Below are 25236 nucleotides of genomic sequence, written 5' to 3' on the forward strand. Positions count from 1 at the left end.
TCTGATCTGAGCGGTCGGTCAGTCGACCACCTTCACGTCCTTCCAGAACGCGACGTAGTTGCTGTAGTCGGAGCCGACGCGGTCGAACGAACTCGGGTACGGGTTCGGGTAGCTCCACGCGCGGTCTTGCAGGAGCGTGTCGCCGTCCTTCACGGAGAAGTACTGGCACTCGCCCTTCCAGGGACAGGTGTACGGGGTGTCGCTCTTCTCCAGCAGGTCGGCGTTGACGCTCGCCGGCGGGAAATACCAGTTGCCTTCGATGCGGACGAGCTCCGACTCGGGAGCCTCGGCGATCACGGTGTCGTTCAGAACAGCTTTCATGGGTTGAAACCTCCTGCTGGGGCGAACGCGGCGCGGGGACGGATCATTCCGCGTCTGACGGGCCTCGCAGGATCGTCACGTCGTTCACGGTGTCCACCCGGCCGGCCGGGGCGATCTCCGCGGGAGTCCTGCCCGCTGCCACGTGCTCCTGACCGGACGCCGACGCGGTGAGCAGGTGCGCGACGGCGCCGCGCAGACCGGTGAACGCGGCACACGCCGCCGCGGCCTCCGGGGAGCTGTAGTCGATGCCGACGGCGGCGAGCGCATCCACGATCGCCCCAGCCGCGAGCTGGTCCTCGACCGCGAACCGCACGCCGCCGGATGCGGTGGTCCCTCCCGCTGCGACGATCGCGACCATCGCGCGGCGGCCGAGCCGCACCTGCTCGGCGATGATCCACGCGGCGACGGCCGAAGCGGTGGTCAGGCCGCCGGCGACGACCGCGGCGGACTCGGGGATGTGGGGCAGCGCATCCCGTGCTGTCGCGTGCTGGTCGGCGCCCACCGGAGGGAGCACGTCGACCCAGACCACGATGTCGGCGTCGGAGGCGACCGTGGCGAGGCCGTCGTGCGCCCAGTCGAAGCGGAGCTGGTACTTGGCCTGCGCGTGGGCGGGAGATGCGGCGGTGGCGGCGGTGCTGGTGGCTGTGGATGCGGTGGCGTGCTCGGTCACCGGGACATCGTAGCCCGGCGCGCGAGCGGTTTCGCGTGTGGGTCGTCCGGTGACGGACGGCGCATCTGACGGCGGATCAGCTCGAAGTCGTGGCGGGTGATCTCGATCAGCCCACGGCGCAGCTGGTAGCCCCAATCCGGCTTGTCCCTGGTGAGGTCGAGCACGGGCAGCAGGGGCCGGATGGGCGTCGCCTCCGCCTCGTGCTCCCAGTCGACGCGACGGCGCCACGGCTTGAAATCGCCGGCGGGACCGCGCATCGACGGACCCTGGGTGGTCTGGTAGACGTCGTCGTCCGCGATGCGGCCGATCGCGGTGAACTGCTTGAGCGGCTCGCCGTCCGGGAACGTGGTCTTGGGCGAGTAGTAGACGAAGCCGTCCGCCGCGCTCATGCGTTCGAGCGGCGCCTTGGCCCCGTGGTTGACCTGCGCGATGCCTGCGGCGACCCCGCGGAGCACATGGTCCTGCTGCACCACTCCCAGCCAGTACCGGATCGCCATGCTCCAGTTGTAGCGCACACCTCCGTCAGAGCCGCGATCAGCCGCGCACAGCCGCCCACACCGGCGACTTATCCACAGATTCCGTGCCTCGCTCGACGGGCGGGAGGCGCTCCCGCGAGACTGGCACGGAAGAAAACCTCCGCCGATGTCGATTCCGGGCCCGGTCGTTCGACGTGGAGGTGAGGGGCGCAATCGCCCACGGCACACGGCGGGGAATCGCCGGTCAGAGAAAGAGACAGCCATGAAGTACATGCTCATCCTCACCGCAGACGAGACGACGGAAGCGGGCGGCACCCCCAGCGAGGACGACCTCAACGCGATGGGCGCATACAACGACGAGCTGGTCAAGGCGGGCGTGCTGCTCGCTGGCGAGGGACTGCACCCCAGTTCGGAAGGCGCGCGCGTCGAGTACGCGGGCGACGAGCGCACGGTCGTCGACGGACCGTTCACCGAGAGTAAGGAGCTCATCGCCGGGTTCTGGATCATCCAGACGGCGAGCAGAGAAGAGGCGCTCGAATGGGCGCGCCGCATCCCGCTCACGACGGGCAGCGTGCAGGTGCGCAAGGTGTTCGACGTTGCCGAGTTCGACCAGGACAACGTCTACGTGCAGAAGGAGAAGGCCTGGCGCGAGGCCGGCGGAGAGCCCAGGACGGCGTAACGGGATGGGGGATGCGGGCGGCGAGGCGGCGCGCACCGTCGAGGCGGTGTGGCGGATCGAGTCGAGCAAGCTGGTAGCCGTGCTCACCCGGCTGGTCGGCGACGTCGGCTTGGCCGAGGAGCTGGCCCAGGATGCGCTGGTCGCCGCCCTGGAGCAGTGGCCGCAGTCCGGCGTGCCCCGCAACGCCGGAGCCTGGCTGACCGCCGTCGCCAAGCGCAGGGCGATCGACGGCTGGCGCAGGCAGGAGCGCCTGGGCGACAGGTACGCGCAGCTCGCCCACGACCTCGAGGCGGAGCGCGGGGCAGACGATCCGGCCCTGCTCGCCGAGGAGACCATCGACGACGACCTGCTCCGGCTCGTCTTCATCTCCTGCCACCCCGTCCTCACCAAGCCGTCGAGGGTGGCGCTCACCCTCAAGCTGCTCGGCGGGCTGTCCACCGACGAGATCGCCCGCGCCTACCTCGTGCCGTCGCCCACCATCGCGCAGAGGATCGTCCGCGCCAAACGCACCCTCAGCGCCGCGCGGGTTCCGTTCGAGGTGCCGGACAGGTCCGAGTTCGCGGCCAGGCTCGGTTCCGTCCTCGAAGTGATCTACCTGATCTTCAACGAGGGCTACGCGGCGACAGCGGGAGACGACTGGATGCGCCCCAGTCTCTGCCAGGAAGCCCTCCGGCTCGGCCGCGTCCTCGCCGAGCTCACCCCGCGCGAGCCCGAGGTGCACGGGCTGGTGGCGCTGATGGAGTTCCAGGCGTCCCGGCTCGGCGCCCGCACCACCCCCGCCGGCGAGCCCGTGCTGCTGCAGGACCAGGACAGGTCGAAGTGGGATCGCATCCTGATCACCAGAGGCGTCGAGGCGCTGCGTCGCTCCGAGCGCCTGGACCGCGGCCGCGGCCCGTACGCCCTGCAGGCCGCCATCGCCGCCTGTCACGCCACGGCGCCGACAGCGGAGGCGACCGACTGGGAGGAGATCGTCGCGATCTACGGCGCGCTCGCCGAACTGCAGCCGAATGCGGTTGTCGAGCTGAACAGGGCGGTGGCGCTGTCGATGGCGTATGGACCGGAGGCAGGCCTGGACGTGGTCGACCGGCTGGTGATCGACGGGGCGCTCAGCAGCTACCACCTCCTGCCGACGGTGCGGGCCGACCTGCTCTTCCGCCTCGGGCGGCTCGCGGAGGCCGAGCGGGAGTTCGAGCGGGCGGCGGCGCTCACCGGGAACGAGCGCGAGCGGACGCTGCTGCTGGCGCGGGCGGAGGAGTGCCGACGCGGCAAAGGGTGAGAGCCGAGGGGTGAGACGCGGGCGGGATGCGCGACACTGGGGAGATGAGGGTTCTGCTGAAGTTCCTCCTTGACTGCGATCCGGATGCGGCCTGGCGCGCGCTGCAGAGTCCGACGGCGTTCCGCGAGGTCGCCCTGCCGTGGGTCGACTTCCGGTCGGACGAGCCTGCCGGGTTCCCCACCGTGTGGGGGAACGGCGAGCACCGCGTGGCCGTGCGGGCCTTCGGAGCGTTCACCGTCGGCACCCAGGCGATCCGGCTCAGCACCAGCGAAGTGGGTGAGCCGGCTCAGCCGGTGCGCATCCTGAGGGACACCGGCGGAGGCACGGGCGGCCTGCTCTCCGCCATGCCGCACCTCGACCACCGGATGGCCATCGCCCCCGACCCGGCAGGGCCGGACGCGGACGGTCGGCTGAAGACGCTCTACCGGGATCAGCTGATCGTGAAGGCCGGGGTGCTCACCCCGCTGGCCTGGTACACGATGTGGGCGTTCTGGCAGTGGAGAGGGATGCGGCTGCGACAACTCGCGCCGACGTGGGCGTACGACCCGCCGGCGCGAGAAGATGAGGCGTCGGAAGGTCCGGCGGCAGAGCGGGAGGAACAGGCATGACGATCGAGACACCGCAGGCGGCGAAAGCCGTCACCGCCGTGCAGACGGCCGACTGGCGGCGGCGCGTGTTCGGGATGTACGCGTCCGTGCGCAGGATGGCGGCGACCGACCCCGCCACGGCCCACGCGCACTGGATCTCCTGCCGCAACGACCTGTTCTCCTCGCATCCGGCCACTCCCCTGCTGCCGGAGGACAGGGACACGTTCACCGGGCTCCCCGTCGTCCCGTACGACCCGGAATGGCGGTTCGAGTTGCCGATCATCCCCGCCGCGGAGCCGCGGAGGATGGATGTGGAGACCGGCACGGACGGGATCGTGCCGTTCGAGCTGCTCGGCGCCGTGCACGTTCCGTTCGCCGGGTCGCTCGACGTGTGGCGGCTGTCGTCGTACGGCGGAGGGATCTTCGTCCCGGTGAAAGACGCGCTCGCCGGAAAGCCGGGAGGCACGTACGGCGGGGGCCGCTACCTGATCGACACCGTCAAGGGCGCCGACCTGGGGATCGACGCCGACGACGAGGCCACCCTGGTGCTCGACTTCAACTTCGCGTACAACCCGTCCTGCGCCTACGACCCCGCGTGGGCGTGCCCGCTCGCGCAGGCGGGGAACACCCTCGCGGTCGAGATCCCGGTCGGCGAACGGTACAACGGCGAGCACTGAGCGGCGCCCGACCCCGGCTACGCCCGCGTCACCAGGGTGAGCCGTTGCGTCGGGCGCGTCATCGCCACGTACAGCGACGCGGCGCCGCGCGGGGTCTCGCCGGCCAGCGCATCCGGGTCGGCCAGCACCACCGCGTCGAACTCGAGGCCCTTCGCCTCGTAGCCGGTGAGCACGGCGATCGGCTTCGACAGTCCTGCCGCCCCGCGCGCCGCCTCGTCGCCGAAGCGGAGCGTGACCGCCTCCGCCACCGCATCCACTGTCGCCGACGTCGCGATCACCGCCACTGTTCCGGAGGCGTCGATGCCGCGGTCGTGCCCGACCGCGTCCGCGACAGCATCCGGGAGCGCGTCGGCCGCTGCGGCCACCCTGCGGATGGGCCAGTCGCCCTCGCGCACAGCGCGCGTCGGCGTGATCGGCAGACCGGCCTGCGTCGCCAGCTCCTCCGCCTCCCGAGTGATCTGCGCGGGGGTGCGGTAGTTGACGGTCAGCTCCTCCAGACGCCAGGCGTCCTTGAACGACGGGCGCAGCGCTTCGTCCCAGCTCGTCGCACCGGCGGCCGACGCGACCTGGGCGATGTCCCCGACGATCGTGAAAGACTTCATCGGGCAGCGGCGCACCAGCATCCTCCACTGCATCGGCGACAGCTCCTGCGCCTCGTCCACCACCACGTGGCCGTACGTCCACAGCCGGTCGGCCTCCGCGCGCTCGGCCGTCGTGCCCGTGTCCTCGCGCTCGGCGAAACCGTCGGCCAGCTGCTCCGCGTTCACGAGGCCCTGCACCCCCATGTTCCGGATGGCCGCCTTCGCGTTCTCCACGTCCCGCTTCCTCTGCCGCTCCCGCTCGCGCGCCCCGGCATCCGGGCGCCCGGGGAAGTCGCCAAGCAGGTCGGCCGCCTCGTCGAGCAGCGGGACGTCGGACACCGTGAACCGGCCGGTGCGCTCGCGGAACAAGGACGCCCGCTGCGCGTCTGACCAGCGCGGCGTCAGCTCGGCGAGCCACGCAGGACGCGAGTACAGGTCTTGCAGGAACTTCTGCGGAGTGAGCGGCAGCCAGGCGGTGTTGAGCAGCACCCGCACGTCGTACGAGGTGCGCAGGTCTTCCCGAAGCACCTTGAGGTCGGCCTCGTCGATGGTCGAGCCGCCCGCCCTCAGCTGTGCGGCCAGCAGGTCGACCAGCTCGCCGAGCGCGTGCTTCACGAACGTGACCCTCGCCACGTTGTGCGGCTTGCCCGTGCGCTGGGCCCGGGAGATCGCGCGCTGGATCAGCTCGGGCTGCACGGTCAGCCGCTCGTTGTCGACCACCACCACCTGCTCGGCGTCCGGCGCCTTCTGCCGGGAGCGCACAGCACGCGACAGCAGCCGCACCATCTGCAGGGAACCCTTCAGCTTCGCCGCCTCGGGCTCGTCGTCGCCGCTCGCCTCCACGCCGGGGAACATGTCTCCCAGCGTGCGCAGCACGACGCCGGTCTCACCGAGCGACGGGAGCACCGCCTCGATGTAGCGCAGGAACGCGGGAGACGGACCGACGACGAGCACACCGGATGCGCTCAGCCGCTGCCGGTTCGCGTACAGCAGGAACGCGGCCCGGTGCAGAGCCACGGCCGTCTTGCCCGTGCCAGGGCCGCCCTGCACCACGAGGGCCCCGCGCAGGTCCGACCGGATGATGCGGTCCTGCTCCGCCTGGATGGTCGCGACGATGTCGTGCATCCGGCCGGTGCGCTGGGCGGTGAGCGCAGCGAGCAGCGCGCCCTCCCCCTGCACCTGCCCGCTGTCCGCGTCCTCCCCGTCGAGCAGCGCCTCGTCGAACACCTCGTCGTCGACGCGGACCACCTCGCGGCCCGTCATCGTCAGGTGCCGTCTGGCGCGGACGCCCATCCGTTCGTTCGCCGTCGCCTGGTAGAAGGCGCTGGCCTGCTGGGCGCGCCAGTCCACGAGCAGCGACCGCTGCTCGTCGTCGCGCAGCCCGATGCGGCCGATGTAGCGGTGGGCGGTGCCGTCGACCGGCTGTTCGAGCAGCAGCCTGCCGAAGACCAGGCGGGAGTCGACCTCGCGCAGCTGGGTCAGCTGGTCTTCGTAGAGGCGGGCGAACGCATCCCGTTCGCTCCGCGCCTGGTGGTTGCTCCCGACGCTCTCACGCCGCACACGGGTGAGCCGATCCTCGGTTTCCGCTCGGAGCGCATCCAGTCGCTCATACAGTCCGGAGACCACGGCGCGCTCACGTTCGAGTTCCGTTTCCTGCACGCAGACCACCCTCTCGATTCGGGCCGATAGTCTACTTCCTCCGGCCGGGAAGTCGCCTGTGCCGAGTTCCCAGCCTGATCGGGTAGGCTTTCAGTACTTGCGAGTCCGTGTCGGACTCCCTGCGTCGCAGAACGCACCACGCACAGCGCCGGGCATCAGCCCCGCCTGCGTCACTTTCTACGGCGAACGATCGTGCCGCTCGGCACCTTCGCCACTACTGCCCCGAACCCGCATCGACAGGATGCGCGGGGTCCTGATGCCCGAAAGGCACCACCTTTGTCTCAGAACACTTTCGCCGGTCTCGGCGTGCCCGCCCCTCTCGTCGCCGTGCTCGCAGCCGACGGCAAGACCGAGCCGTTCCCGATCCAGGCAGACACCCTGCCGGACACCCTGGCCGGCCGCGACGTGCTCGGCCGCGGCAAGACCGGGTCCGGCAAGACCATCGCCTTCGCCCTGCCGATGGCCGCGCGCCTCGGCACCAAGCTCGCCGGCGGCAAGCGTCGCGCCGGCCGTCCCCTCGGCCTCGTCCTCGCCCCCACCCGCGAGCTCGCCACCCAGATCTCCGCCACGATGCAGCCGCTCGCCGACGCGTACGGCCTGAAGACCACCACGATCTTCGGCGGCGTCTCCCAGCAGCGCCAGGTCGCAGCCCTGAAGGACGGCGTCGACATCGTCGTCGCCTGCCCCGGCCGCCTCGAAGACCTGATGAAGCAGGGCTTCGTCTCCCTCGACGCCGTCGAGATCACCGTGCTCGACGAGGCCGACCACATGGCCGACCTCGGCTTCCTGCCGGTCGTCACGCGCATCCTGGACAAGACGCCCACCGGCGGCCAGCGCCTGCTGTTCTCGGCGACGCTCGACAACGGCGTGGACAAGATCGTCAAGAAGTTCCTCAGCAACGAGGTGCTGCACTCGGTCGACGACGCGAACAGCCACGTGGATGCGATGACCCACCACGTCTTCGAGGTCGACTCCCTCGAAGCCAAAAAAGACCTGGTCGAGAAGCTCGCGTCCGGCGCCAGCCGCCGCATCCTGTTCACCAGGACCAAGCACCACGCCAAGAAGCTGGCCAAGCAGCTCACCGCCTCCGGGATCCCGGCGGTCGACCTGCACGGCAACCTGTCGCAGGTGGCCCGCGACCGCAACCTCGCCGCGTTCGGCGCAGGGGATGTGCGCGTGCTCGTCGCGACGGACGTCGCGGCCCGCGGTGTGCACGTCGACAACGTCGAGCTGGTCGTGCACGTCGACCCGCCGATGGAGCACAAGGCGTACCTGCACCGCTCCGGCCGCACGGCCCGTGCCGGCAGCTCGGGCGACGTGGTGACGGTCATGCTGTCGTCGCAGAAGTCCGACGTGAAGACGCTGCTCCGCAAGGCAGCGATCGACGCGGCGCCCCAGGTGGTCACCGCGACCTCGGCCGCTGTGGTCACGCTCGTCGGCGAGACGGCCGCGTACGTGAAGCCCGCTCCGAAGGAAGCCGTGCAGCAGCAGCGCGGCGGCGGCCAGTCGCAGGGTGCGAACGCGCAGCGCAAGCGCGCCCAGCGCGACGGCTCGGGAGCTGACGGCGAGCGCGGCGGTCGTGGCGGCGGTCGTGGTGGTGGCGGACGCGGCGGCGACGCTTCGCGCGGCGACGGCGGACGCGGACGCGACGGCGGCCAGGGCCGCGACAGCCAGGCTCGCGACGGACAGGCTCGCGACGGGCGCGCATCCGGTGAGGCCGGGCGTCCGCGCCGCGACCGCTCCGGACGCCCGGCCGGCGCAGGCCGCGGAGCCGCAGCGACCACGTCGCACGGTTCCGGCTCCGCCTCGGCCGGCGGCCAGCGCAGCGGCGGCTCCGGCAACGGCGGCCAGCGCTCCGGTGGTTCCGGCAACGGCGGCCAGCGCTCCGGCAACGGCGGCGGCCTGCGCGTCGGCAGCCTCGTCGGCGGCAGCACCCAGCGCGGCAACGGCCCGCGCCGCGCGCGCGGCTAGTCCGCGGCTAGTCCCACCAACCCCTCATCACTCGAGCCCAGGGTTCTCGCCTCACGGAGGCGAAGATCCCTGGGCTCGACTGCGTTCGGCGCCGGTCAGGCGGGCGTCAGCGACTCGATGCCGCGGAGCACGCCGTCCATCAGGAACCTGAAGCTGCGGTCGAGGTCATCGGGGAGGCCGAAGCCGCCGCCGAGTTCCAGGGTGACGAAACCGTGGATGGCGCTGCGGAGCATCCGGAGGGCGTCGACCGTGCTGTCCTCCGGCAGGTCGAACGCGCGGAGGGCCGCCGTCAGGACGGCGAGCGCTTCCGCAGCCCGCTGCGCGAGTTCGGCGTCCGCGTCGTCGCCGAGCCGCGGCGCCACCTGCGTGGCCGCGTACCGCCCGGGATGCGCGTGCGCGAAGGCGCGCATCGCGTCCGCCGCCGCGTGCAGGGCGTCGCCGCCGGAGCGTCCGATGGTCGCCGCCGCGAGCATCCTGGTCAGCTCGGCGACGGACTCGGTGGCGACCAGGCGCCGGAGGTCGTCGAGCGACGCGACGTGCTTGTAGAGGCTCGGCACCGCCACGCCCGCGCTGCTCGCGACGGCCGCCAGGGTGAGGCGGTCGAACCCGGCCGCCCCGCCCGCATCCACCAGGTCGAGGGCGACGGCGGTGACCGCCGCCCGCGAGAGTCCGGCCCTAGGCACGGGCGGCCCAGGCAGCGGTGACCGCGTTCGCGCCCTGCTCGGACCCGTCGCGGAGGCGGGCGAGGAAGTCGACGGTCTGCGGCACGGTGATGTCCGGCCGCGCTGCGTGCGGGTAGTGTCCCGATTCGCCCACCAGCACAGTGGTGGCGCCGATGGATGCGATCCACGCGGCCTCGGCCACCGGGTCCTTGTAGTCGGGGTCGAGTTCGCCGACGAACGCGAGGATCGGGGCGTGCACCTCCGGCAGCCGGGGTTCGACCACCGAGTGGGTGAGTTGCAGGGTGAGGCGACGGAACGACGACAGGCGGCCCGGCTCCTTCATGTTCGTCTTGATGGCGGCGACGTGCTCGCCCAGCCACGGGGCCTGGCGGCCCTTGTTGAGCGTCGAGCGGTAGTAGCCGGACCACATGGATGCACCCCACGGCGCCGCGAACAGCACGCGGTACATCCCGTGGATCGACGCGACGGCGAAGGCGCTCATGGCCGGGTCGCGGAGGAGCGGGCCGTACAGGGCGAGCCCGGCGACCGCATCCGGTCGCTCGGCCGCCGCCCACGCCGCGGCGGCCGCTCCCATCGAGTTGCCGAGGATGACGGCCGGGCCGCCGAGTTCGTCGATGAGGGCGATGATGTCGCGGCCGGTGGCGATGTCGCCGAACTCGCGGAAGGTGGTGTCGCTGTCGCCGTGCGCCCGCAGGTCGGTGACGGCCACGCGGTATCCGGCGTGGACGAGCGGGCCGACGAGCTCGCGGTAGCTGGAGCGGAGGTCGCCCATGCCGGGCACGGCGACGACGAGCGGGCCGGAGCCCTCGACGGTGTAGCTCACGCGTCCCTCGGGGCGCTGGAGGAAGTGGACCTCACGAGCGATGGAAGTGTTCATAGCCGTAAAGCTAATACCATTAGCTAGACAATGCAACCCTATTGCTTATTTGAGTAATTCTCATATAATCTGGCGGCGAACGGGGGCATGCTGTCGCTCGCTTTCCTCGCCGTGGCCGGCGCGACCGTGGGATTGCAGGCCATCGGGACGGGACTCGCCGGCATCGGTTCCTGAGCGCAGAGTGCACCTGGATCAGCGGAGAGAACTGGAGTAATCCCCACGATTTACGCGGTTGCAGCCCTGGGCGCACCCGGGACGACTGAGCAAATCGTGGCGAACATCACATCGTCTCCGCCACATCCGGCCCGACGATGAGCACGGGGCAGCGCGCGTGCGACGCGCAGTGCACGCTCACCGAGCCGAGCAGCGCCGTGGTCAGCCCGCCCCTCCCCCGGCTGCCGAGCACCAGATACGACGCCGTGCGGCTCGCCTCGACGAACACGGCGCCCGGGTTCCCCTGCTGCGCCCGCGTGCTGAACCAGTCCGGAGGCTTCGCGCCGAACGCCGCGGTCGACGCCTCCCGCGCGTTCCGCAGGGCCACGCTGCGCGGCGACGACTCGGCGTCGGGGTAGTACGCGTCGTACATCGAGGTCGACGGCTGCCAGACGGCGACGGCCTCGAGCGGCCGCCTGAAGGCCTCCGCCAGGATGACCGCCTCCCTGAGCGCGGCCAGCGCGCCGGTGGAACCGTCGATGCCCACCAACACGGGCCCGTGACCGTGGCCGCGATCGTTCATGGCACTCTCCCTCACCCGTCGAGAAGTTCCGCGCTTCATTGTCCACCCCGCCCAGCGGACGCCCAAGGACGTTTGTCCGGCGTGACAAGCCGCGCTGGCGTCATCCCTCCGATGGACACGGTTGCATCCGCGGCCGGACTCGGAGGGGCCGGTGCGAACGCGAGGCTGGTGGGGAACCGAAAGGACCGCACCGTGCGTCTCAGAAACCTCCTCGTCGCCGTGACGGCCGCGACCATCGTCGTCGCCATCACCGGATGCTCCTCCCCGGGCATCCACTCGGGCGCCGGCTCGCTCGGGGCGGCGCCTCAGCTGCCGTCCGCGGGGTCTGGGTCGGGCGCAGGCTCGGGCTCGGCGCAGCTCGGCCAGGACGACGGGTACATCCCCACCGGCGAGACCGTCGCGCTCACCGACGACGTCCCCGCCGTGACCCGGCTCGACCACCGGCTGCTGGAGGCGCTGGACAGGGCCGCGACGGCGGCCGCCGACCGCGACGTGACCTTCACCCTCACCGACGGCTGGCGCAGCGAGCGCTACCAGCAGTCCCTCTTCGACGATGCCGTGCAGAAGTACGGCAGCGAGGAGGAGGCGAGCAAGTGGGTGAAGCGGGGAGACGAGTCGAAGCACGTGCGCGGCGAGGCGGTCGACATCGCGACGGCAGACGCGATGGACTGGCTCACCCGCTTCGGCGGGGAGTACGGGCTGTGCCAGGTCTACGCGAACGAGGCGTGGCATTTCGAGCTGACGGCCGACAGTGACGGGGTGTGCCCGGCGCAGCTGCCGGATGGGACGGCCGGCTGACGGCTCGGCGAACGCCCGCGGAATTCTCGCCCCCGCCCTTCCGGTGCGCGCATACAGGGCCGTATCGTCGGACGTGGCAGCACCGTCGCCGTCGTCCTGCAGCGAGTTCGCACAGCACCGAACCCAAGGAGATCGCACATGCCGTACATCACCACGTCCGACGGAACACAGATCTACTACACCGACCAGGGCGAAGGCCGGCCGGTCGTCCTGAGCCACGGCTGGCCGCTCAGCTCCGACGCCTGGCAGGTCGAGCTCAAACTCCTCGCCGACAACGGCTACCGCGCCATCGCGCACGACCGCCGCGGTCACGGGCGCTCGTCGCAGCCGTACACCGGCAACGACATGGACACCTATGCTCGCGACCTCGCCGAGCTGGTCGAGCAGCTCGACCTGCACGACCTCGTCGTGATCGGCCACTCCACCGGCGGAGGCGAGGTGGTGCGCTACGCCGCGCAGCACGGTGTCGGCCGCGTGACGAAGGTCATCACCGCTGGCGCCGTCCCGCCGATCATGGTCAAGTCGGACAGCAACCCGGACGGCACCCCGATCGAGGTCTTCGACGAGATCCGCGCCGGCGTGCTCAAGGACCGCTCGCAGTACTACCTCGACCTCGCCGTCCCGTTCTACGGTGCGAACCGCGACGGGGCGGAGGTGTCGGACGGTGCGAAATACGACTTCTGGCGCCAAGGGATGCTCGTCGGCCTGACCGCCGCGTACGACTGCATCAAGGCGTTCTCGGAGACCGACTTCACCGACGACCTGAAGGCGCTGGATGTGCCCATCCTCATCGCCCAGGGCGACGACGACCAGATCGTCCCGATCGCCGACGCGGCGCACAAGTCGATCGACCTCGTCTCCCACGGCACGCTGAAGGTGTATCCGGGCGCCCCGCACGGCATCTACGGCGCGTACCAGGAGGCTCTGGACAAGGACATTCTGGCGTTCATCGCCGGCTGACCGCCCGCCCTCAGGTGTGGGGGCCCTCCTGCGCCTCGACGATCTCCAGCCAGTTCCCCGGCACACGCCCAGCTGGGCCGGGGACCGGCTGCGAGTCCGGCCTGCTGGTCGGCGGCGCGAGCCGCGGCCCGTCGGCGAACTCCTGCGCGCTGTAGTCCCAGAACCAGTCCTCGCCGGGCTCGAAGCTCTGGATGTACCGATGACCGGTCTGCTCGGCGTGCGCGGTGGCGTGCCGGTTGATCGAGTCGTCGCAGCAGCCGATGTGCCCGCAGGTCGCGCAGCGGCGGAGGTGCACCCACCAGCTGCCGTCGCGGTCGCACTCCACGCATCCCGTGCCGGATGGCGGGACGTCCTGGTGGATTCCGGTGTCTCCCGCGCCCGTCGTGTCGCTCATGCAGCAGCCCTCCGTTGTGTCAGATGCGTCAGACCGGGTCAGACGATGCGCCCCACGGACGCCAGAGCGGCCTTGAGCAGGATGCCCCTGCCGCCCTCCATCTCTTCGCAGACCGAGGGGGACACCGCTTCCTCCGGGGTCATCCAGGTGAGTTCGAGCGCATCCTGCCGCGGTTCGCAGGTGCCGGTGACCGGCACAACGTAGGCCAGCGAGACGGCGTGCTGCCTGTCGTCGGTGAACGGCGTGACGCCCGGCATGGGGAAGTACTCCGCCACCTGGAACGGGATGGGACTCGCCGGCAGTTGCGGGAACGCCATCGGGCCGAGGTCTTTCTCCAGGTGCCGGAACAGCGCCTCGCGCAGTGTCTCCCCGTACATCACCCGGCCGGACACGAGGGTGCGCGTCATCTCCCCCACCGCGTTGGCGCGCAGCAGCACGCCGAGCTCGGTCACCTGCCCAAGCCCGTCCACCCGCACGGGCACCGCCTCCACGTACAGCAGCGGGAGGCGCCTGCGCACCTGCTCGAGCTCGATATCGCTCAGCCACGCCGGGCCCTGCTGGCGACCGTCGTCGGGCAGCGGGTCTGGGGTCGGGTCCGGAGTGCGTACGCTCATGCACCGATCCTACGGAAACGCCGGATGCTCGGGCACCCTTCCACCGGATGCTGTGGAAAAGACACGAGATTACCGCCCTGTGCAGAAACCACCCGCATCCCCGCGCCAGAATGAGGCATGCCCTTCCCGACACCCGACCTCCGCATCGACAGGGACGCCGTGCTCTGGTCCGCGTCGGAACGCGACAGAGCCGGCCGGCCGCTTCTCGTCCTCCTGCACGGCTACGCCTCCGACGAGGCCGACCTCTTCGGCATCTCCGCCTATCTCCCGCTGGAGCCGGTGATCGCCTCGGTGCGCGCGCCCATCCCCGAGGGCCAGGGGTTCGCCTGGTTCTCCCGGTACACCAACATGCCGGGCGACCCGCTCGCCGCCAACGCCGACGCAGCGGCGGCAGCCGTGCTCGACTGGCTCGACGAGCAGCCGCAGACCCCGACAGGCCTGCTCGGCTTCTCCCAGGGCGGCGCGATGGCACTGCAGCTGCTGCGCAGGGCGCCGGAGCGCTTCGACTACGCGGTGCAGCTGTCCGGATTCGTCGTGCACGGTGAGCAGGACGGGGACGCGCACCTGGCCGCATCCAAGATCCCGGTGTTCTGGGGCCGCGGGACGCTCGACGAGGTGATCTCGTCCGACGCCGTGGACCGCACGACGGCCTGGCTGCCCGACCATTCGGCCCTGGATGCGCGCATCTACGAGGGCATGGGGCACAACATCTCCTCGGCCGAGCTCGCCGACGTCTCCGCGTTCATCCGGAGCGGCCTGCGTCGCTGAGTGGGGCCGCGGACGATCCGGCCGAAGGAGCCGACCACGATGTCGGTGGTGGGGTGTTGGATGGAGGGATGAGCGACGTGCTCGAACGATTCTCCCCCGCCACCCGTGAGTGGTTCAGCGGGGCTTTCGACGCGCCGACGCCCGCCCAGATCGGAGCGTGGGATGCGATCTCGCGCGGCAGGCACGCGCTCGTCATCGCGCCGACGGGGTCGGGCAAGACGCTCGCCGCATTCCTGTGGGCGATCGACCGGCTGGCGGCCGCCGACCGCGCTGCGGAGCGTGGGGCCGAGAGCCCGTCCACCGCACCGGCCACCCGCGCCAAGGCAGCACCGGCGGCCAAGCGCGGCACCCGCGTGCTCTACATCTCGCCGCTGAAAGCGCTCGGCGTCGATGTGGAGCGCAATCTGCGCGCTCCGCTCGTCGGCGTCACGCAGACCGCCAAGCGGCTCGGGGCTGAGCCGCCGCACGTCACCGTCGGCGTCCGGTCTGGAGACACCACCTCCGCCGACCGGCGGGCGCTCGTGTCGACACCGCCAGACATCCTGATCACCACGCCGGAGTCGCTCTTCCTCATGCTGACCTCGGCGGCGCGGGAGACGCTGACCTCGGTCGAGACCATCATCATCGACGAGGTGCACGCGGTCGCTGCGACCAAGCGCGGAGCCCACCTGGCGCTGTCGCTCGAACGACTGGATGCGATGCTCGCCACCCCGGCGCAGCGCATCGGGCTCTCCGCCACGGTCCGCCCGCCGGAAGAGGTCGCCCGGTTCCTCGGCGGGCGCGCACCCGTCGAGGTAGTCGCGCCGCCGTCCGGCAAGCGGTTCGATCTGCGGGTCGTCGTCCCGGTCGAGGACATGAGCGAGCTGGGCACCTCCACCTTCGCGAGCGACAACGACGACGGCTCCGCGCCGCAGTCCGGCTCCATCTGGCCCCATGTCGAGGAGGCGATCGTCGACCGCGTGCTCGATCACCGGTCGTCGATCGTCTTCGCGAACTCCCGCCGCCTCGCCGAGCGCCTGACGGCGCGACTCAACGAGATCTACGAAGAGCGCATCCTGGGTGGCGGGGAGAACGGTCCGTCCGACGGGTTCGTGCCGCAGCCGCGTGGCCCGCGTGGCTCGCGTCCCCCGGCGGAGCTGGCGGGAGGGTCGGGCCAAACGCGCGGGTCGGATGCGGCGCGCGGATCGGATGCGGCGCGAGGGTCGGATGCGGCGGCGGGCGCTGCGCCCGGCGCGCAGGGCGCCCTCGCCGACGACCCAGGGTCGCTCGTGCTCGCGCGCGCCCACCACGGCTCGGTGAGCAAGGAGCAGCGCGCCATCATCGAGGACGACCTCAAGGCCGGGCGGCTGCGCTGCGTCGTCGCGACCTCGAGCCTCGAACTCGGCATCGACATGGGCGCGGTCGACCTCGTCGTGCAGGTCGAGTCCCCTCCCTCCGTCGCGAGCGGGCTGCAGCGGGTGGGACGAGCGGGCCACCAGGTGGGCGAGGTGTCGCGCGGCGTGGTGTTCCCCAAGCACAGGGCCGACCTCATCCACTCCGCGGTGGCCAGCGAGCGGATGACCTCGGGGCTGATCGAGACGCTCCGGGTCCCGGCGAACCCGCTCGACATCCTCGCGCAGCAGACCGTCGCCGCCACCGCGCTGGAGTCGATCGACGCGGACGAGTGGTTCGACACGGTGCGCCGCAGCGCGCCGTTCGCGACCCTGCCACGCAGCGCATACGACGCCACCCTCGACCTGCTGGCCGGACGATACCCGTCCGACGAGTTCGCCGAGCTGCGCCCGCGCATCGTCTGGGACAGGGATGCCGGCACGCTCACCGGGCGTCCAGGAGCGCAGCGCCTGGCCGTGACCAGCGGCGGCACCATCCCCGACCGCGGCCTTTTCGGCGTCCACATGGTGGGCGAGAAGGCCAGCAGGGTCGGCGAGCTGGACGAGGAGATGGTCTACGAGTCGCGCGTCGGCGATGTGTTCGCGCTCGGCTCGACCAGCTGGCGCATCCAGGAGATCACCCACGACAGGGTGCTCGTCACCCCGGCGTTCGGCGAGCCGGGACGACTGCCGTTCTGGAAGGGCGACGGTCTCGGCCGCCCGGCCGAGCTGGGTCGCGCGGTCGGGGAATTCATGCGCGAGGTGAGCAGCGCATCCGAAACGGACGCCGAGCTGCGCTGCGTGGAGGCCGGGCTCGACACCTGGGCCACCGGCAACCTGCTCGCCTTCCTGAGCGAGCAGAAGACGGCGACGGGACATGTCCCGACCGATCGCACCCTCGTGGTCGAGCGGTTCAGGGACGAGCTGGGCGACTGGCGCGTCGTGCTGCATTCCCCGTACGGCATGCAGGTGCACTCGCCGTGGGCACTGGCCGTGCAGTCGCGGGTGCGCGACCGCTACGGCATCGACGGCGGCGCGATGGCGGCGGACGACGGGATCATCGTTCGTATTCCCGACACGGAATCCCAGCCGCCCGGCGCGGAGCTCTTCGTGTTCGAGCCGCAGGAACTGGATGCGCTGGTCACCGAGGAGGTCGGCGGCTCCGCGCTGTTCGCCGCGCGATTCCGCGAGTGCGCCGCCCGCGCCCTGCTGCTGCCGAAGTACAACCCCGGCAAGCGGTCGCCGCTCTGGCAGCAGCGGCAGAAGGCGTCGCAGCTGCTGGATGTCGCGCGCAAGTACCCGAGCTTCCCGATCATCCTCGAGACGGTGCGCGAGTGCCTGCAAGACGTCTACGACCTGCCGGCGCTCGACGAGGTGACGCAGCAGATCGCTCAGCGGCGCATCCGGCTGGTGGAGGCGAGCACCGAGGTGGCGTCGCCGTTCGCGCGGTCGCTGCTGTTCGGCTACGTCGCGGCCTTCATGTACGAGGGCGACAGCCCACTGGCCGAACGCAGGGCGGCGGCGCTCTCGCTCGACGCCGGGCTGCTGGCCGAACTGCTCGGGCGCGCGGAACTCCGCGAACTGCTCGACCCCGCGGTGATCGAGCGCGTGGAGCGGGAACTCCAGCGACTCGCCCCCGAACGACGGGTGCGCGGGATCGAGGGCGTCGCCGACCTGCTCAGGATGCTCGGCCCGCTGTCGGCGGAGGAGGTCGCGGAGCGGCTGCAGGGCGACGTGGTCGCGACGGCTGCTGCGCAGGGCGCGAGCCCCGAAACCGCCGATCCCGAGTCCACCTCGGACCCCGAATCCACCCCCGACCCGCTCCTCCCGCTCGCCGCCGACGTCGCCACCGCTGCCGCACACCTTGCGGCGCTGGTCGACACCAAGCGTGCTCTCGCCGTCCACATCGCCGGCGTGCAGCGCTACGCCACCATCGAGGACGCGAGCCGGTTGCGCGACGCACTTGGCGTCCCGCTGCCGATCGGCGTGCCCGTCGCGTTCATCGAGCCGGTCGACGATCCACTCGGCGACCTGGTCAGCCGGTTCGCCCGCACGCACGGTCCGTTCGTCACCTCCGACGTCGCGGAGCGTTTCGGGCTCGGCGCCGCCATCGTCCACGACGCGCTCCGTCGTCTCGCGCACGACCGGCGCGTGGTCGACGGCGAGTTCCGCCCGCACGCCCACGGCTCGGAGTGGTGCGACGCCGAGGTCTTGCGCCGTCTGCGGAGGATGTCGCTCGCCGCGCTCCGCCACGAGGTCGAGCCGGTCGACACCGCCACCTTCGCGCGGTTCCTCCCCGACTGGCAGCACATCGGCGGAACCCTCCGGGGCGTGGATGCGGTCGCCTCGGTGATCGAGCAGCTGGCCGGGGCGCGCATCCCGGCGTCGGCGTGGGAGTCGCTGATCCTGCCCAGCAGGGTGAGCGACTACAGCCCGGCGATGCTCGACGAGCTGACGGCGACCGGCGAGGTGATCTGGGCCGGAGACGGTGCACTGCCGGGCAGCGACGGCTGGATCAGCCTGCACCTGGCCGACTCGGCGCCGCTCACCCTCGCTCCTCCCGGCGACCACGAGACCGACGAGCTGCAGCGCTCCGTCCTGGAGGCGCTCGGCCGCGGAGGAGGGTACTTCTTCCGCCAGCTGTCCGACGTGCTCGGCACAGCGGCGGGCGCTCCGGTGGACGACACCGCGCTCGTGACCGCCCTGTGGGACCTGGTCTGGGACGGCAGGGTGACGAACGACACCCTCGCCCCGCTGCGCACGATGACCGGAGCATCCGGAGCCCACAAGCGCCCGAAGCAGGCGCCGCGCTCGCGGCTCTACCGCGGCAGGGCGGCGACGCGCTCCGCGATGGTGACCAGGATGGGCCCTCCGACGGTCGCCGGTCGCTGGTCGCTGCTGCCCGAACGCGACCTGGAGTCGACCGTGCGCGCGCACGGGCAGGCCGAGACGCTGCTCGACCGCTACGGCGTCGTCACCCGCGGCTCGGTGATGAACGAGGGCTCCCCCGGCGGCTTCGCTTTGGCGTACAAGGTGCTGAGCGGGTTCGAGGAGACCGGGCGCGCCCGCCGCGGCTACTTCGTCGAGACCCTCGGCGCCGCGCAGTTCGCCACCGGCGCCACCGTCGACCGGCTGCGGTCGTTCGCCAGGGACCACACCCAGGATGCGCCGCTCGAGTCCGTCGCGCTGGCGGCCACCGACCCCGCGAACGGCTACGGAGCAGCGCTCCCCTGGCCGGGCGTCCCCGGCGACGCGGGCACCGGACACCGGCCGGGCAGGAAGGCGGGGGCGCTGGTGGTCCTGGTCGACGGCGCGCTCACGATCTACGTCGAGCGCGGAGGCAAGAGCCTCCTCTGCTTCGCCGACCAGGAGCAACCGGATGCGCGCCCGGCGCTGCTCGCCGCATCCCGGGCCCTCGCCGCGCTCATCACCCGGGGTCGCGTCGACAAGCTCGCCATCGAGACGGTGAACGGGGCGTTCGTGCTCGGCACCCCGCTCGGCGACGCCCTCGGCGAGGCCGGGTTCCTCCCCACCCCGCGCGGGCTGCGGCTGCGATCGTGAGCGAGCATCCCGGTGCCTGAGGGCGACACCGTCTGGCGTGCGGCGAAGCGGCTGAACGCCGCCCTCGCCGGGAAGGTGCTCACCGAGACAGACTTCCGGGTGCCCGCATACGCGACGGTCGGCCTGTCCGGGCGACAGGTGGATGCCGTGGTGAGCAGGGGAAAACACCTGCTGATGCGGGTGGGCGACGCGACCATCCACAGCCACCTCAAGATGGAGGGGTCGTGGGAGCTGTACGCGCCTGGTGCGCGCTGGCGGCACCCGGCGTTCGAGGCGCGGGCCGTGCTGCGCACGGAGGACGTGACCGCGGTGGGCTTCCTGCTGGGCATCCTCGAGGTGATCCCGCGCGACAGGGAGGATGACGTGGTCGGCTACCTCGGCCCCGACCTGCTCGGCCCGGACTGGGACGCCGACGAGGCGCTGCGACGGCTGGCGGCGCACCCTGACCAGCCGATCGCGGTCGCCCTGCTCGACCAGCGCAACCTCGCCGGACTCGGCAACGAGTACGTCAACGAGTTGTGCTTCCTGCGCGGGATGCTGCCCACCCGTCCCGTCGCGGAGGCCGACCTGCCCGCCGCCGTGTCGCTCGCGCGGCGGCTCATCCTCGCCAACCGGGACCGGCCGAACCGCGTGACGACAGGTGACACCCGACGCGGGCGCACCAGCTGGGTGTACGGGCGGAGGGGCGAGCCGTGCCGTCGCTGCGGCACGCGCATCCACCGGTCGGCGCTCGGGCGCACCGACCTGGAGGAGCGGGTCACGTACTACTGCCCGTCTTGCCAGACCTGACGCACGCGCCCGCTCCCCCGCCCGCTCCCCGATCATCGAGTCCGAAGTTGTTCACGCTGCGCGCGGCGTGTCGCGTGAACAACTTCGGACTCGATTGTGTGTGAGTCCGGGAAACGGGTCAGGCGGCGAGGGAGTCGGCCTGGGTGCGGACGGAGGCGAGGGCCTCCGACCAGGACTCGACCTGGTCGAAGAGCGGGGTGAGCGCCGCCTCCTGCTGGGCGGTGGGGTTGAGCGACCAGTTCTCGAAGTCGTGGGCGAGGCTGAGGCCCACGTGGGCGCTGACGGTCGCGACCTGCAGCTGCGACAGCACCAGACGCAGGTGCTCGACGGCGCGGGCGCCACCGAAGACGCCGTAGCTGACGAACCCGGCCGCCTTGTTGTTCCACTCGGCGCCGACGAAGTCGATCGCGTTCTTGAGCGCGCCGGAGGTGCTGTGGTTGTACTCGGGGGTCACGAAGATGTATCCGTCGAACTCGTCGATCTTGGCGGCCCAGGCCTTGGTGTGGTCGTTCGCGTACTGGCCCATCGCGGCGGGCATGGCCTCGTCGAGGTGGGGGAGGTTCCAGTCCATCAGGTCGACGAGCTCGTACTCGACTCCGTCGCGGGTGGCGGCGTGGTCGTAGACCCAGCGCGCCACGGCTTCTCCGTTGCGTCCGGGGCGGGTGCTTCCGATGATGATGGCGATCTTCGTCATGTCAGGCCTTTCGTGTTGGTGACGTGTCACCTAACGCGAACCCGGGATGCGCGCGGAACATTCCCGGCGCGGTCGGCGGCCTGGAAGCGGGCCGGAAGCGGCCTAGAAGAAGTCGCCTCCACCGAAGTCGCCCCCGCCGAAGTCCCCTCCGCCGAAGCCGCCGTCGCCACCGAAGCCGCCGCCGTTGTCCCAGCCGCCGCCGTCCGCGGAGACCGTGCCCGCGTCGCCGCCCCAGCCGCCCGCGTCGGAGGAACCGGCGCCGCTGTCACCCGAGCCGTTGTCGGCGGAACCGTCGTCGCCCGAACCGTTGTCGCCATCGGTGGAGCCCGCATCCCCGGCCTGCTGGTCGACGGGAGACGGCAGGAACGCACTGACGAGCGCGGAGCCGATGACGTAGCCGGCGACGCTTCCGAGCAGCGAGCTGGCGAACATCCCGCCGAAGCCGACACCGCCGCGCCCACCGCCCATGCCGTTGCCGCCGCCGTTGCCGCCGAGGGACCGCTCGAGGGTGCCCGGCTGCCGGAGTTCTGCGCGAGTGGCGGACTGCGCGAGCGAATGGGCGTCGTCGCCGCGCGGCTGCTCACCGGCGGGCGCGTTGGCGGAGAGCTGCTTGAACAGGAGCGAGCGCTGTTCGGGCGTCAGCTTCGCGAACGCCTCCTCGTGCACCTGCTCGATGGTCTCTGGCGGCGCGGTGCGCAGCAGGTAGCGGTAGCGCTCGACGGCGATCTCGTCCTCGGAGCGCTGCTCGGCTGCCACCTGGCCACCGGCGGGCGCGCCCGCGGAGGCGTTGACGGGCTGCCGCTGTGCAGGAACCTGCTGCGCGGGAACCTGTGCAGGAACCTGCTGCGCTGGCGCCTGCTGCTCGTCGCGTCCGAAGAGGCGGTCGAGGAATCCCATGGTGTTCTCCGTTCGAGGCGACGCTCGCGCGTCGGCGACAGTGTGTGAATCCGTACAGAGAAGTGTTCCGCGAGCGGCTGAGCGAGCGCTGTGTCCGTGCTGCGACCTCGCCGCGTGCCTCCCGGGTAGGCTCGATCCGCGCGATGAGCGGTGCTGCGGCGCGGTGCCAACGGCCGCGGCGAGCGCGGGAGACGAGGACGGAATGGCCAGGCGAGACGAACCGAGCGACACGCGACTCCCCGACGACGCCACCCCGGATGAGCGCAGGCAGGCGGGCGACCGGCTGCGCGAGCGGATCTACGCCACCTTCACCGCCCTCGCCATCCTGATGGCGCTCAGCAGCCACGGGGAGACGCTCGATCCGCTGAACGTGCTGCTCACGCTCCTCATCTCGGTCGGCGGTGTGCTGCTCGCCGGGCTCGCGTCCGACCTGGTGTCGCACATGATCGTGCACAACACGCTGCCGAGCGCGCTCGAGTTCCGGCACATGGTGGCTGTCGCATCCCGTGCGCTGACGGTGCTGTTCGTCCCCGCCGTGATGCTGCTCATCGCCGCGGCGGGCGGTGTGAGCGTGAAGGCGGCGATGACGACCGCCGTCGTCGCGCTGATCGTCTCGCTGGCGGTGATCGCGCAGATCGCCGTGAAGCGCACCAACCTCGGCACGGGCAAGCGCATCCTGGTGCTGGCGGCGATCGTCGCGCTCGGAGTGGCCGTGGTGACGCTGGAGCAGCTGGCGCACTGAACCCGTGGGGACGGAACCCCGTGGAGGGCCGAACCCGTGGGAGGATGACTGCCATGTCCCCTATCCGCCAGCGGCCAGACCCGAGGAAGCTGAGCGACGAGGAGATCGAACTCTTCAACGCGTTCTATGTGATGCGCCGCGGGTTCGACCGCACGCTCGACGCGCAACTGCAGCGGGATCACGGCATCTCCATCTCCGAACTGGAGGTGCTGATGGCGCTCGTGCGCGCACCGGGTCGGCGCCTGCGGGTGCGCGAGCTGGTCGACGTCACCGGCTGGGAGAAGAGCAGGGTCTCGCACCAGGTGACCAGGATGGCCGCGCGCGGATTCGTCGAACGGCAGGAGTGCGCGGAGGACAGGCGCGCCAGCTACATCCACCTCACCGGGGATGGGCGGAGGGTGCTGGTCCGGGCGCTGCCGGAGCACACGGCGACGATCAGGCGGGTGCTGTTCGACGTGCTCTCGGACGATCAGCAGGCGGAGTTCCTGGAGATCGCGAAGAACATGATCGCCGCGAACGAAGCGGAGACCGCCGTCTGCGAGCGGGAGGACGCGGCGGAGTCCGAGCCCGCCGATGAACGGGTTCGCAGCGACGTCACCTCCTGAGCGGCGCCGATCTGGGAGCACGGCCCGGAAAGCCTGACGATTCGTCGAGAAACGCATGGATCGCCAGGGCTCTCGCAGGGTTGCACCCCTAGCGTTTCCCTGTGCGACGCCCGACCTTCCCCAGCCCCGAGGAACCCAGAGACCCTCGGCAGCACTCCGGCGACCCCGAACCGGCCACCGAGGTGTTCGGCCGGGTGCCCCAGCCTGACCCGCGCCGCCCGGTCCGCGCCACGCGGCCCGCCGACGGCAGGTACGGGGGAAGCCGAGCTGCCGGTGCAGCGGGAGCCGCATCCGGTGGTGGCGTCGACGCGCTGTTCGGCGGCGCAGGCGGAGGCTCCGGGCGCGACGGCGGCGGGCGCAACGGCGGCGGCGGCGGCCACGGCCACGACGGCGGCGACGGCACCGGCGACGGTCCAGACTCCCCCACCCCCGGCGGCCGCAGAGGCCGCACTCCCCGCACGCGGCGCTCCCGCACCAAGCGCATCATCGGCTGGACGGCCTTCGGCCTCGCCGTGATCCTCGTGGTCGTCGGCGGGTACGCCGCGTACAGCTACTTCCGCTTCGTCAACAACGTCAAGCACGTGGATGTGATCTCCGAGCAGCACAAGCCGAAGACCGACGTCGACGGCTCCGACCAGAACATCCTGCTCGTCGGTGACGACCACCGGCCGGACGGCGCATCCCAGGCCGAACTCGACCAGCTCGGCACCACCGACGACGGGGGCGGCACCAATACGGACACGATGATGGTGCTGCACATCCCGGCGGACGGGAAGTCCGCCACCCTCATCTCCCTCCCCCGCGACTCCTGGGTGGATGTGCCCGGCCACGGCATGAACAAGCTCAACTCCGCCTTCTCCCTCGGCGGCGGCGCGACCGATGCGACCAGCGGCGCGAAGCTCCTCATCCAGACCGTGCAGAACCTCACCGGTCTGACGATCGACCACTACGTGCGCATCTCCCTGCTCGGGTTCTACGACATCGCCCAGGCGCTCGGCCCGATCCAGGTGTGCCTGAACAACGCCGTCGACGACCCGTACTCGCAGGCCAACTTCCCCGCAGGCGTGTCGACACTGGATGCGCACCAGGCGCTCGCGTTCGTCCGCCAGCGCCACGGTCTGCCGCAGGGCGACCTCGACCGCGTCGTGCGCCAGCAGTACTTCCTGTCGGTGGAGGCGCACAAGTTCCTCTCCGCGGGCACGCTGCTGAACCCCGGCAAGCTGTCGAAGGTCCTGGATGCGGTGAGCGGATCGCTCGAGACCGACCCCGGCCTCAACTTCCTCTCCCTCGCCGCGCAGCTGCAGGGGCTCACCGGCGGCAAGATCCAGTCGGCGACCATCCCGATCTCCGGCACCCCGACCATCACCGTCGACGGCGAGGACCTGTCGATCGTGGAGGTGGACACGGCCGCGATGCCCGCGTTCATCCAGAGCCTGATGGGCACGCCGAGCGCGTTCGAGAAGGCGACAGCTGCAAAGCCGGCAGACACGACCGTCACCGTGCTGAACGGCGGCGAAACGAACGGCGCGGCAGGAACCGCGACCGCGACGTTCGCCGCCGCCGGCTTCAAGACGGGCACGGCCGGGGATGCCGACACGCAGCCGACCACGGTGATCAAATACCCGAGCGGGCAGGAGGCGCAGGCCAAGGCGGTCGCGGCGTACCTGCCCGGCGCGTCCGTGCAGGAGACGTCGTCGGTGTCCGGCGTCACGGTGGTCCTCGGCGACGACGGCCTGATGCCGGCGGCCCCGGCAGCCGGCGGGGCGCCCGCCTCCGGCGGAGCACCCGCGCCGACCCCGTCGTCGCCCGCGAAGAACTACAGCGACACGGTCTGCATCAACTAGCCGGGAT

At 71.3% G+C, this 25236-nt stretch carries 24 protein-coding genes; 13 read left to right on the plus strand and 11 right to left on the minus strand.

The genetic code is table 11. The features are described from left to right. Window positions 1–18 precede the first annotated feature (18 nt). The 3 genes from HF024_RS15140 to HF024_RS15150 are packed head-to-tail and all read right to left on the minus strand — an operon-like array spanning window position 19 to window position 1488. Window positions 19–321 carry a DUF427 domain-containing protein gene (locus tag HF024_RS15140; RefSeq protein ID WP_168690074.1) on the minus strand — a complete coding sequence of 101 codons (303 nt, stop codon included), beginning with the start codon at window positions 319–321 and terminating at the stop codon, window positions 19–21. Between the two features lie 43 nt (window positions 322–364). Then, entirely contained in the window at window positions 365–991 is a 627-nt protein-coding gene (locus HF024_RS15145; RefSeq protein WP_168690075.1) for a 2-phosphosulfolactate phosphatase, read from the minus strand. Continuing rightward, window positions 988–1488, minus strand: a complete 501-nt coding sequence (locus HF024_RS15150) for an EVE domain-containing protein (protein ID WP_247597137.1) — start codon at window positions 1486–1488, stop codon at window positions 988–990. The genes HF024_RS15145 and HF024_RS15150 overlap by 4 nt, the downstream gene beginning before the upstream one ends. A 241-nt stretch (window positions 1489–1729) precedes the next feature. Between HF024_RS15150 and HF024_RS15155 the strand changes: the two genes are divergently transcribed. The 4 genes from HF024_RS15155 to HF024_RS15170 are packed head-to-tail and all read left to right on the plus strand — an operon-like array spanning window position 1730 to window position 4686. Continuing rightward, on the plus strand, window positions 1730–2146 hold the full coding sequence (locus tag HF024_RS15155) for a YciI family protein (RefSeq protein WP_085368856.1): 417 nt from the start codon (window positions 1730–1732) through the stop codon (window positions 2144–2146). A gap of 4 nt (window positions 2147–2150) precedes the next feature. Then, window positions 2151–3422 carry an RNA polymerase sigma factor gene (locus HF024_RS15160; RefSeq protein ID WP_168690077.1) on the plus strand — a complete coding sequence of 424 codons (1272 nt, stop codon included), beginning with the start codon at window positions 2151–2153 and terminating at the stop codon, window positions 3420–3422. A gap of 44 nt (window positions 3423–3466) precedes the next feature. Beyond that, window positions 3467–4030, plus strand: coding sequence for a hypothetical protein (locus HF024_RS15165; protein ID WP_085368858.1), 564 nt, complete (start codon window positions 3467–3469; stop codon window positions 4028–4030). Then, on the plus strand, window positions 4027–4686 hold the full coding sequence (locus tag HF024_RS15170) for a DUF1684 domain-containing protein (protein ID WP_085368859.1): 660 nt from the start codon (window positions 4027–4029) through the stop codon (window positions 4684–4686). The genes HF024_RS15165 and HF024_RS15170 overlap by 4 nt, the downstream gene beginning before the upstream one ends. A gap of 17 nt (window positions 4687–4703) precedes the next feature. Here the strand turns inward: HF024_RS15170 and HF024_RS15175 are convergent, their stop codons facing one another. Then, window positions 4704–6926 (minus strand): AAA family ATPase, encoded by a 2223-nt coding sequence (locus tag HF024_RS15175; protein ID WP_210723962.1) that lies wholly within the window; start codon window positions 6924–6926, stop codon window positions 4704–4706. A 276-nt stretch (window positions 6927–7202) separates the two neighbouring features. Between HF024_RS15175 and HF024_RS15180 the strand changes: the two genes are divergently transcribed. Beyond that, complete coding sequence (locus HF024_RS15180; protein WP_168690079.1) at window positions 7203–8897, plus strand: DEAD/DEAH box helicase; 1695 nt, start codon at window positions 7203–7205, stop codon at window positions 8895–8897. A 95-nt stretch (window positions 8898–8992) separates the two neighbouring features. Here the strand turns inward: HF024_RS15180 and HF024_RS15185 are convergent, their stop codons facing one another. The 3 genes from HF024_RS15185 to HF024_RS15195 all read right to left on the minus strand — a co-directional run bounded on the left by HF024_RS15185 (window position 8993) and on the right by HF024_RS15195 (window position 11193). Beyond that, the gene (locus HF024_RS15185) at window positions 8993–9580 is read right to left on the minus strand and encodes a TetR-like C-terminal domain-containing protein (protein ID WP_168690080.1); all 588 of its coding nucleotides are present in this window, start codon (window positions 9578–9580) and stop codon (window positions 8993–8995) included. Beyond that, a complete protein-coding gene (locus tag HF024_RS15190; RefSeq protein ID WP_168690081.1) occupies window positions 9573–10457 on the minus strand; it encodes an alpha/beta hydrolase in 885 nt (294 codons plus the stop codon). The genes HF024_RS15185 and HF024_RS15190 overlap by 8 nt, the downstream gene beginning before the upstream one ends. A 280-nt stretch (window positions 10458–10737) precedes the next feature. After that, the gene (locus HF024_RS15195) at window positions 10738–11193 is read right to left on the minus strand and encodes a universal stress protein (RefSeq protein ID WP_168690082.1); all 456 of its coding nucleotides are present in this window, start codon (window positions 11191–11193) and stop codon (window positions 10738–10740) included. Between the two features lie 192 nt (window positions 11194–11385). Here HF024_RS15195 and HF024_RS15200 point away from each other — a divergent pair, with 192 nt between their 5' ends. Both HF024_RS15200 and HF024_RS15205 read left to right on the plus strand, forming a co-directional pair. Next, window positions 11386–11991 (plus strand): M15 family metallopeptidase, encoded by a 606-nt coding sequence (locus tag HF024_RS15200; RefSeq protein ID WP_247597138.1) that lies wholly within the window; start codon window positions 11386–11388, stop codon window positions 11989–11991. Between the two features lie 138 nt (window positions 11992–12129). Beyond that, window positions 12130–12951, plus strand: a complete 822-nt coding sequence (locus HF024_RS15205) for an alpha/beta hydrolase (protein ID WP_168690083.1) — start codon at window positions 12130–12132, stop codon at window positions 12949–12951. 10 nt (window positions 12952–12961) lie between these two features. Here the strand turns inward: HF024_RS15205 and HF024_RS15210 are convergent, their stop codons facing one another. Continuing rightward, window positions 12962–13345: a UBP-type zinc finger domain-containing protein gene (locus HF024_RS15210; protein WP_168690084.1), complete on the minus strand. Its 384-nt coding sequence runs from the start codon at window positions 13343–13345 to the stop codon at window positions 12962–12964. 38 nt (window positions 13346–13383) lie between these two features. After that, window positions 13384–13959 (minus strand): NUDIX hydrolase family protein, encoded by a 576-nt coding sequence (locus HF024_RS15215; RefSeq protein WP_085368872.1) that lies wholly within the window; start codon window positions 13957–13959, stop codon window positions 13384–13386. A gap of 117 nt (window positions 13960–14076) precedes the next feature. Between HF024_RS15215 and HF024_RS15220 the strand changes: the two genes are divergently transcribed. The 3 genes from HF024_RS15220 to HF024_RS15230 all read left to right on the plus strand — a co-directional run bounded on the left by HF024_RS15220 (window position 14077) and on the right by HF024_RS15230 (window position 20447). Next, the gene (locus HF024_RS15220; RefSeq protein ID WP_085368873.1) at window positions 14077–14727 is read left to right on the plus strand and encodes an alpha/beta hydrolase-fold protein; all 651 of its coding nucleotides are present in this window, start codon (window positions 14077–14079) and stop codon (window positions 14725–14727) included. Between the two features lie 68 nt (window positions 14728–14795). Beyond that, window positions 14796–19658, plus strand: coding sequence for a DEAD/DEAH box helicase (locus HF024_RS15225; protein WP_168690085.1), 4863 nt, complete (start codon window positions 14796–14798; stop codon window positions 19656–19658). Window positions 19659–19670: 12 nt separating this feature from the next. Further along, window positions 19671–20447 carry an Fpg/Nei family DNA glycosylase gene (locus tag HF024_RS15230; protein ID WP_168690086.1) on the plus strand — a complete coding sequence of 259 codons (777 nt, stop codon included), beginning with the start codon at window positions 19671–19673 and terminating at the stop codon, window positions 20445–20447. Window positions 20448–20565: 118 nt separating this feature from the next. Here HF024_RS15230 and HF024_RS15235 read toward each other — a convergent pair whose 3' ends face one another. Together HF024_RS15235 and HF024_RS15240 are read right to left on the minus strand one after the other, a co-directional pair. Further along, on the minus strand, window positions 20566–21141 hold the full coding sequence (locus HF024_RS15235; RefSeq protein ID WP_085368876.1) for an NAD(P)H-dependent oxidoreductase: 576 nt from the start codon (window positions 21139–21141) through the stop codon (window positions 20566–20568). 102 nt (window positions 21142–21243) lie between these two features. Further along, entirely contained in the window at window positions 21244–22038 is a 795-nt protein-coding gene (locus tag HF024_RS15240) for a hypothetical protein (protein ID WP_168690087.1), read from the minus strand. Between the two features lie 202 nt (window positions 22039–22240). On the opposite strand from HF024_RS15240, the gene HF024_RS15245 reads away from it, so the two are divergent. From HF024_RS15245 to HF024_RS15255, 3 genes are all read left to right on the plus strand, one after another. Beyond that, on the plus strand, window positions 22241–22780 hold the full coding sequence (locus HF024_RS15245; protein WP_085368878.1) for a hypothetical protein: 540 nt from the start codon (window positions 22241–22243) through the stop codon (window positions 22778–22780). Window positions 22781–22833: 53 nt separating this feature from the next. Beyond that, window positions 22834–23385 (plus strand): MarR family transcriptional regulator, encoded by a 552-nt coding sequence (locus HF024_RS15250; RefSeq protein WP_085368879.1) that lies wholly within the window; start codon window positions 22834–22836, stop codon window positions 23383–23385. Between the two features lie 101 nt (window positions 23386–23486). After that, window positions 23487–25229: an LCP family protein gene (locus tag HF024_RS15255; RefSeq protein ID WP_168690088.1), complete on the plus strand. Its 1743-nt coding sequence runs from the start codon at window positions 23487–23489 to the stop codon at window positions 25227–25229. The last annotated feature ends 7 nt before the right edge of the window (window positions 25230–25236 follow it).

The organism is Leifsonia sp. PS1209, from assembly GCF_012317045.1.
GTDB lineage: Bacteria > Actinomycetota > Actinomycetes > Actinomycetales > Microbacteriaceae > Leifsonia.

What these genes read in the sequence shown, in the direction of transcription:
- HF024_RS15140 (WP_168690074.1), bottom strand. Translation starts at nt 321, where the DNA reads ATGAAAGCTGTTCTGAACGACACCGTGATCGCCGAGGCTCCCGAGTCG.
- HF024_RS15150 (WP_247597137.1), bottom strand. Translation starts at nt 1,488, where the DNA reads ATGGCGATCCGGTACTGGCTGGGAGTGGTGCAGCAGGACCATGTGCTC.
- HF024_RS15155 (WP_085368856.1), top strand. Translation starts at nt 1,730, where the DNA reads ATGAAGTACATGCTCATCCTCACCGCAGACGAGACGACGGAAGCGGGC.
- HF024_RS15160 (WP_168690077.1), top strand. Translation starts at nt 2,151, where the DNA reads ATGGGGGATGCGGGCGGCGAGGCGGCGCGCACCGTCGAGGCGGTGTGG.
- HF024_RS15165 (WP_085368858.1), top strand. Translation starts at nt 3,467, where the DNA reads ATGAGGGTTCTGCTGAAGTTCCTCCTTGACTGCGATCCGGATGCGGCC.
- HF024_RS15170 (WP_085368859.1), top strand. Translation starts at nt 4,027, where the DNA reads ATGACGATCGAGACACCGCAGGCGGCGAAAGCCGTCACCGCCGTGCAG.
- HF024_RS15190 (WP_168690081.1), bottom strand. Translation starts at nt 10,457, where the DNA reads ATGAACACTTCCATCGCTCGTGAGGTCCACTTCCTCCAGCGCCCCGAG.
- HF024_RS15195 (WP_168690082.1), bottom strand. Translation starts at nt 11,193, where the DNA reads ATGAACGATCGCGGCCACGGTCACGGGCCCGTGTTGGTGGGCATCGAC.
- HF024_RS15205 (WP_168690083.1), top strand. Translation starts at nt 12,130, where the DNA reads ATGCCGTACATCACCACGTCCGACGGAACACAGATCTACTACACCGAC.
- HF024_RS15210 (WP_168690084.1), bottom strand. Translation starts at nt 13,345, where the DNA reads ATGAGCGACACGACGGGCGCGGGAGACACCGGAATCCACCAGGACGTC.
- HF024_RS15215 (WP_085368872.1), bottom strand. Translation starts at nt 13,959, where the DNA reads ATGAGCGTACGCACTCCGGACCCGACCCCAGACCCGCTGCCCGACGAC.
- HF024_RS15220 (WP_085368873.1), top strand. Translation starts at nt 14,077, where the DNA reads ATGCCCTTCCCGACACCCGACCTCCGCATCGACAGGGACGCCGTGCTC.
- HF024_RS15225 (WP_168690085.1), top strand. Translation starts at nt 14,796, where the DNA reads ATGAGCGACGTGCTCGAACGATTCTCCCCCGCCACCCGTGAGTGGTTC.
- HF024_RS15235 (WP_085368876.1), bottom strand. Translation starts at nt 21,141, where the DNA reads ATGACGAAGATCGCCATCATCATCGGAAGCACCCGCCCCGGACGCAAC.
- HF024_RS15240 (WP_168690087.1), bottom strand. Translation starts at nt 22,038, where the DNA reads ATGGGATTCCTCGACCGCCTCTTCGGACGCGACGAGCAGCAGGCGCCA.
- HF024_RS15245 (WP_085368878.1), top strand. Translation starts at nt 22,241, where the DNA reads ATGGCCAGGCGAGACGAACCGAGCGACACGCGACTCCCCGACGACGCC.
- HF024_RS15250 (WP_085368879.1), top strand. Translation starts at nt 22,834, where the DNA reads ATGTCCCCTATCCGCCAGCGGCCAGACCCGAGGAAGCTGAGCGACGAG.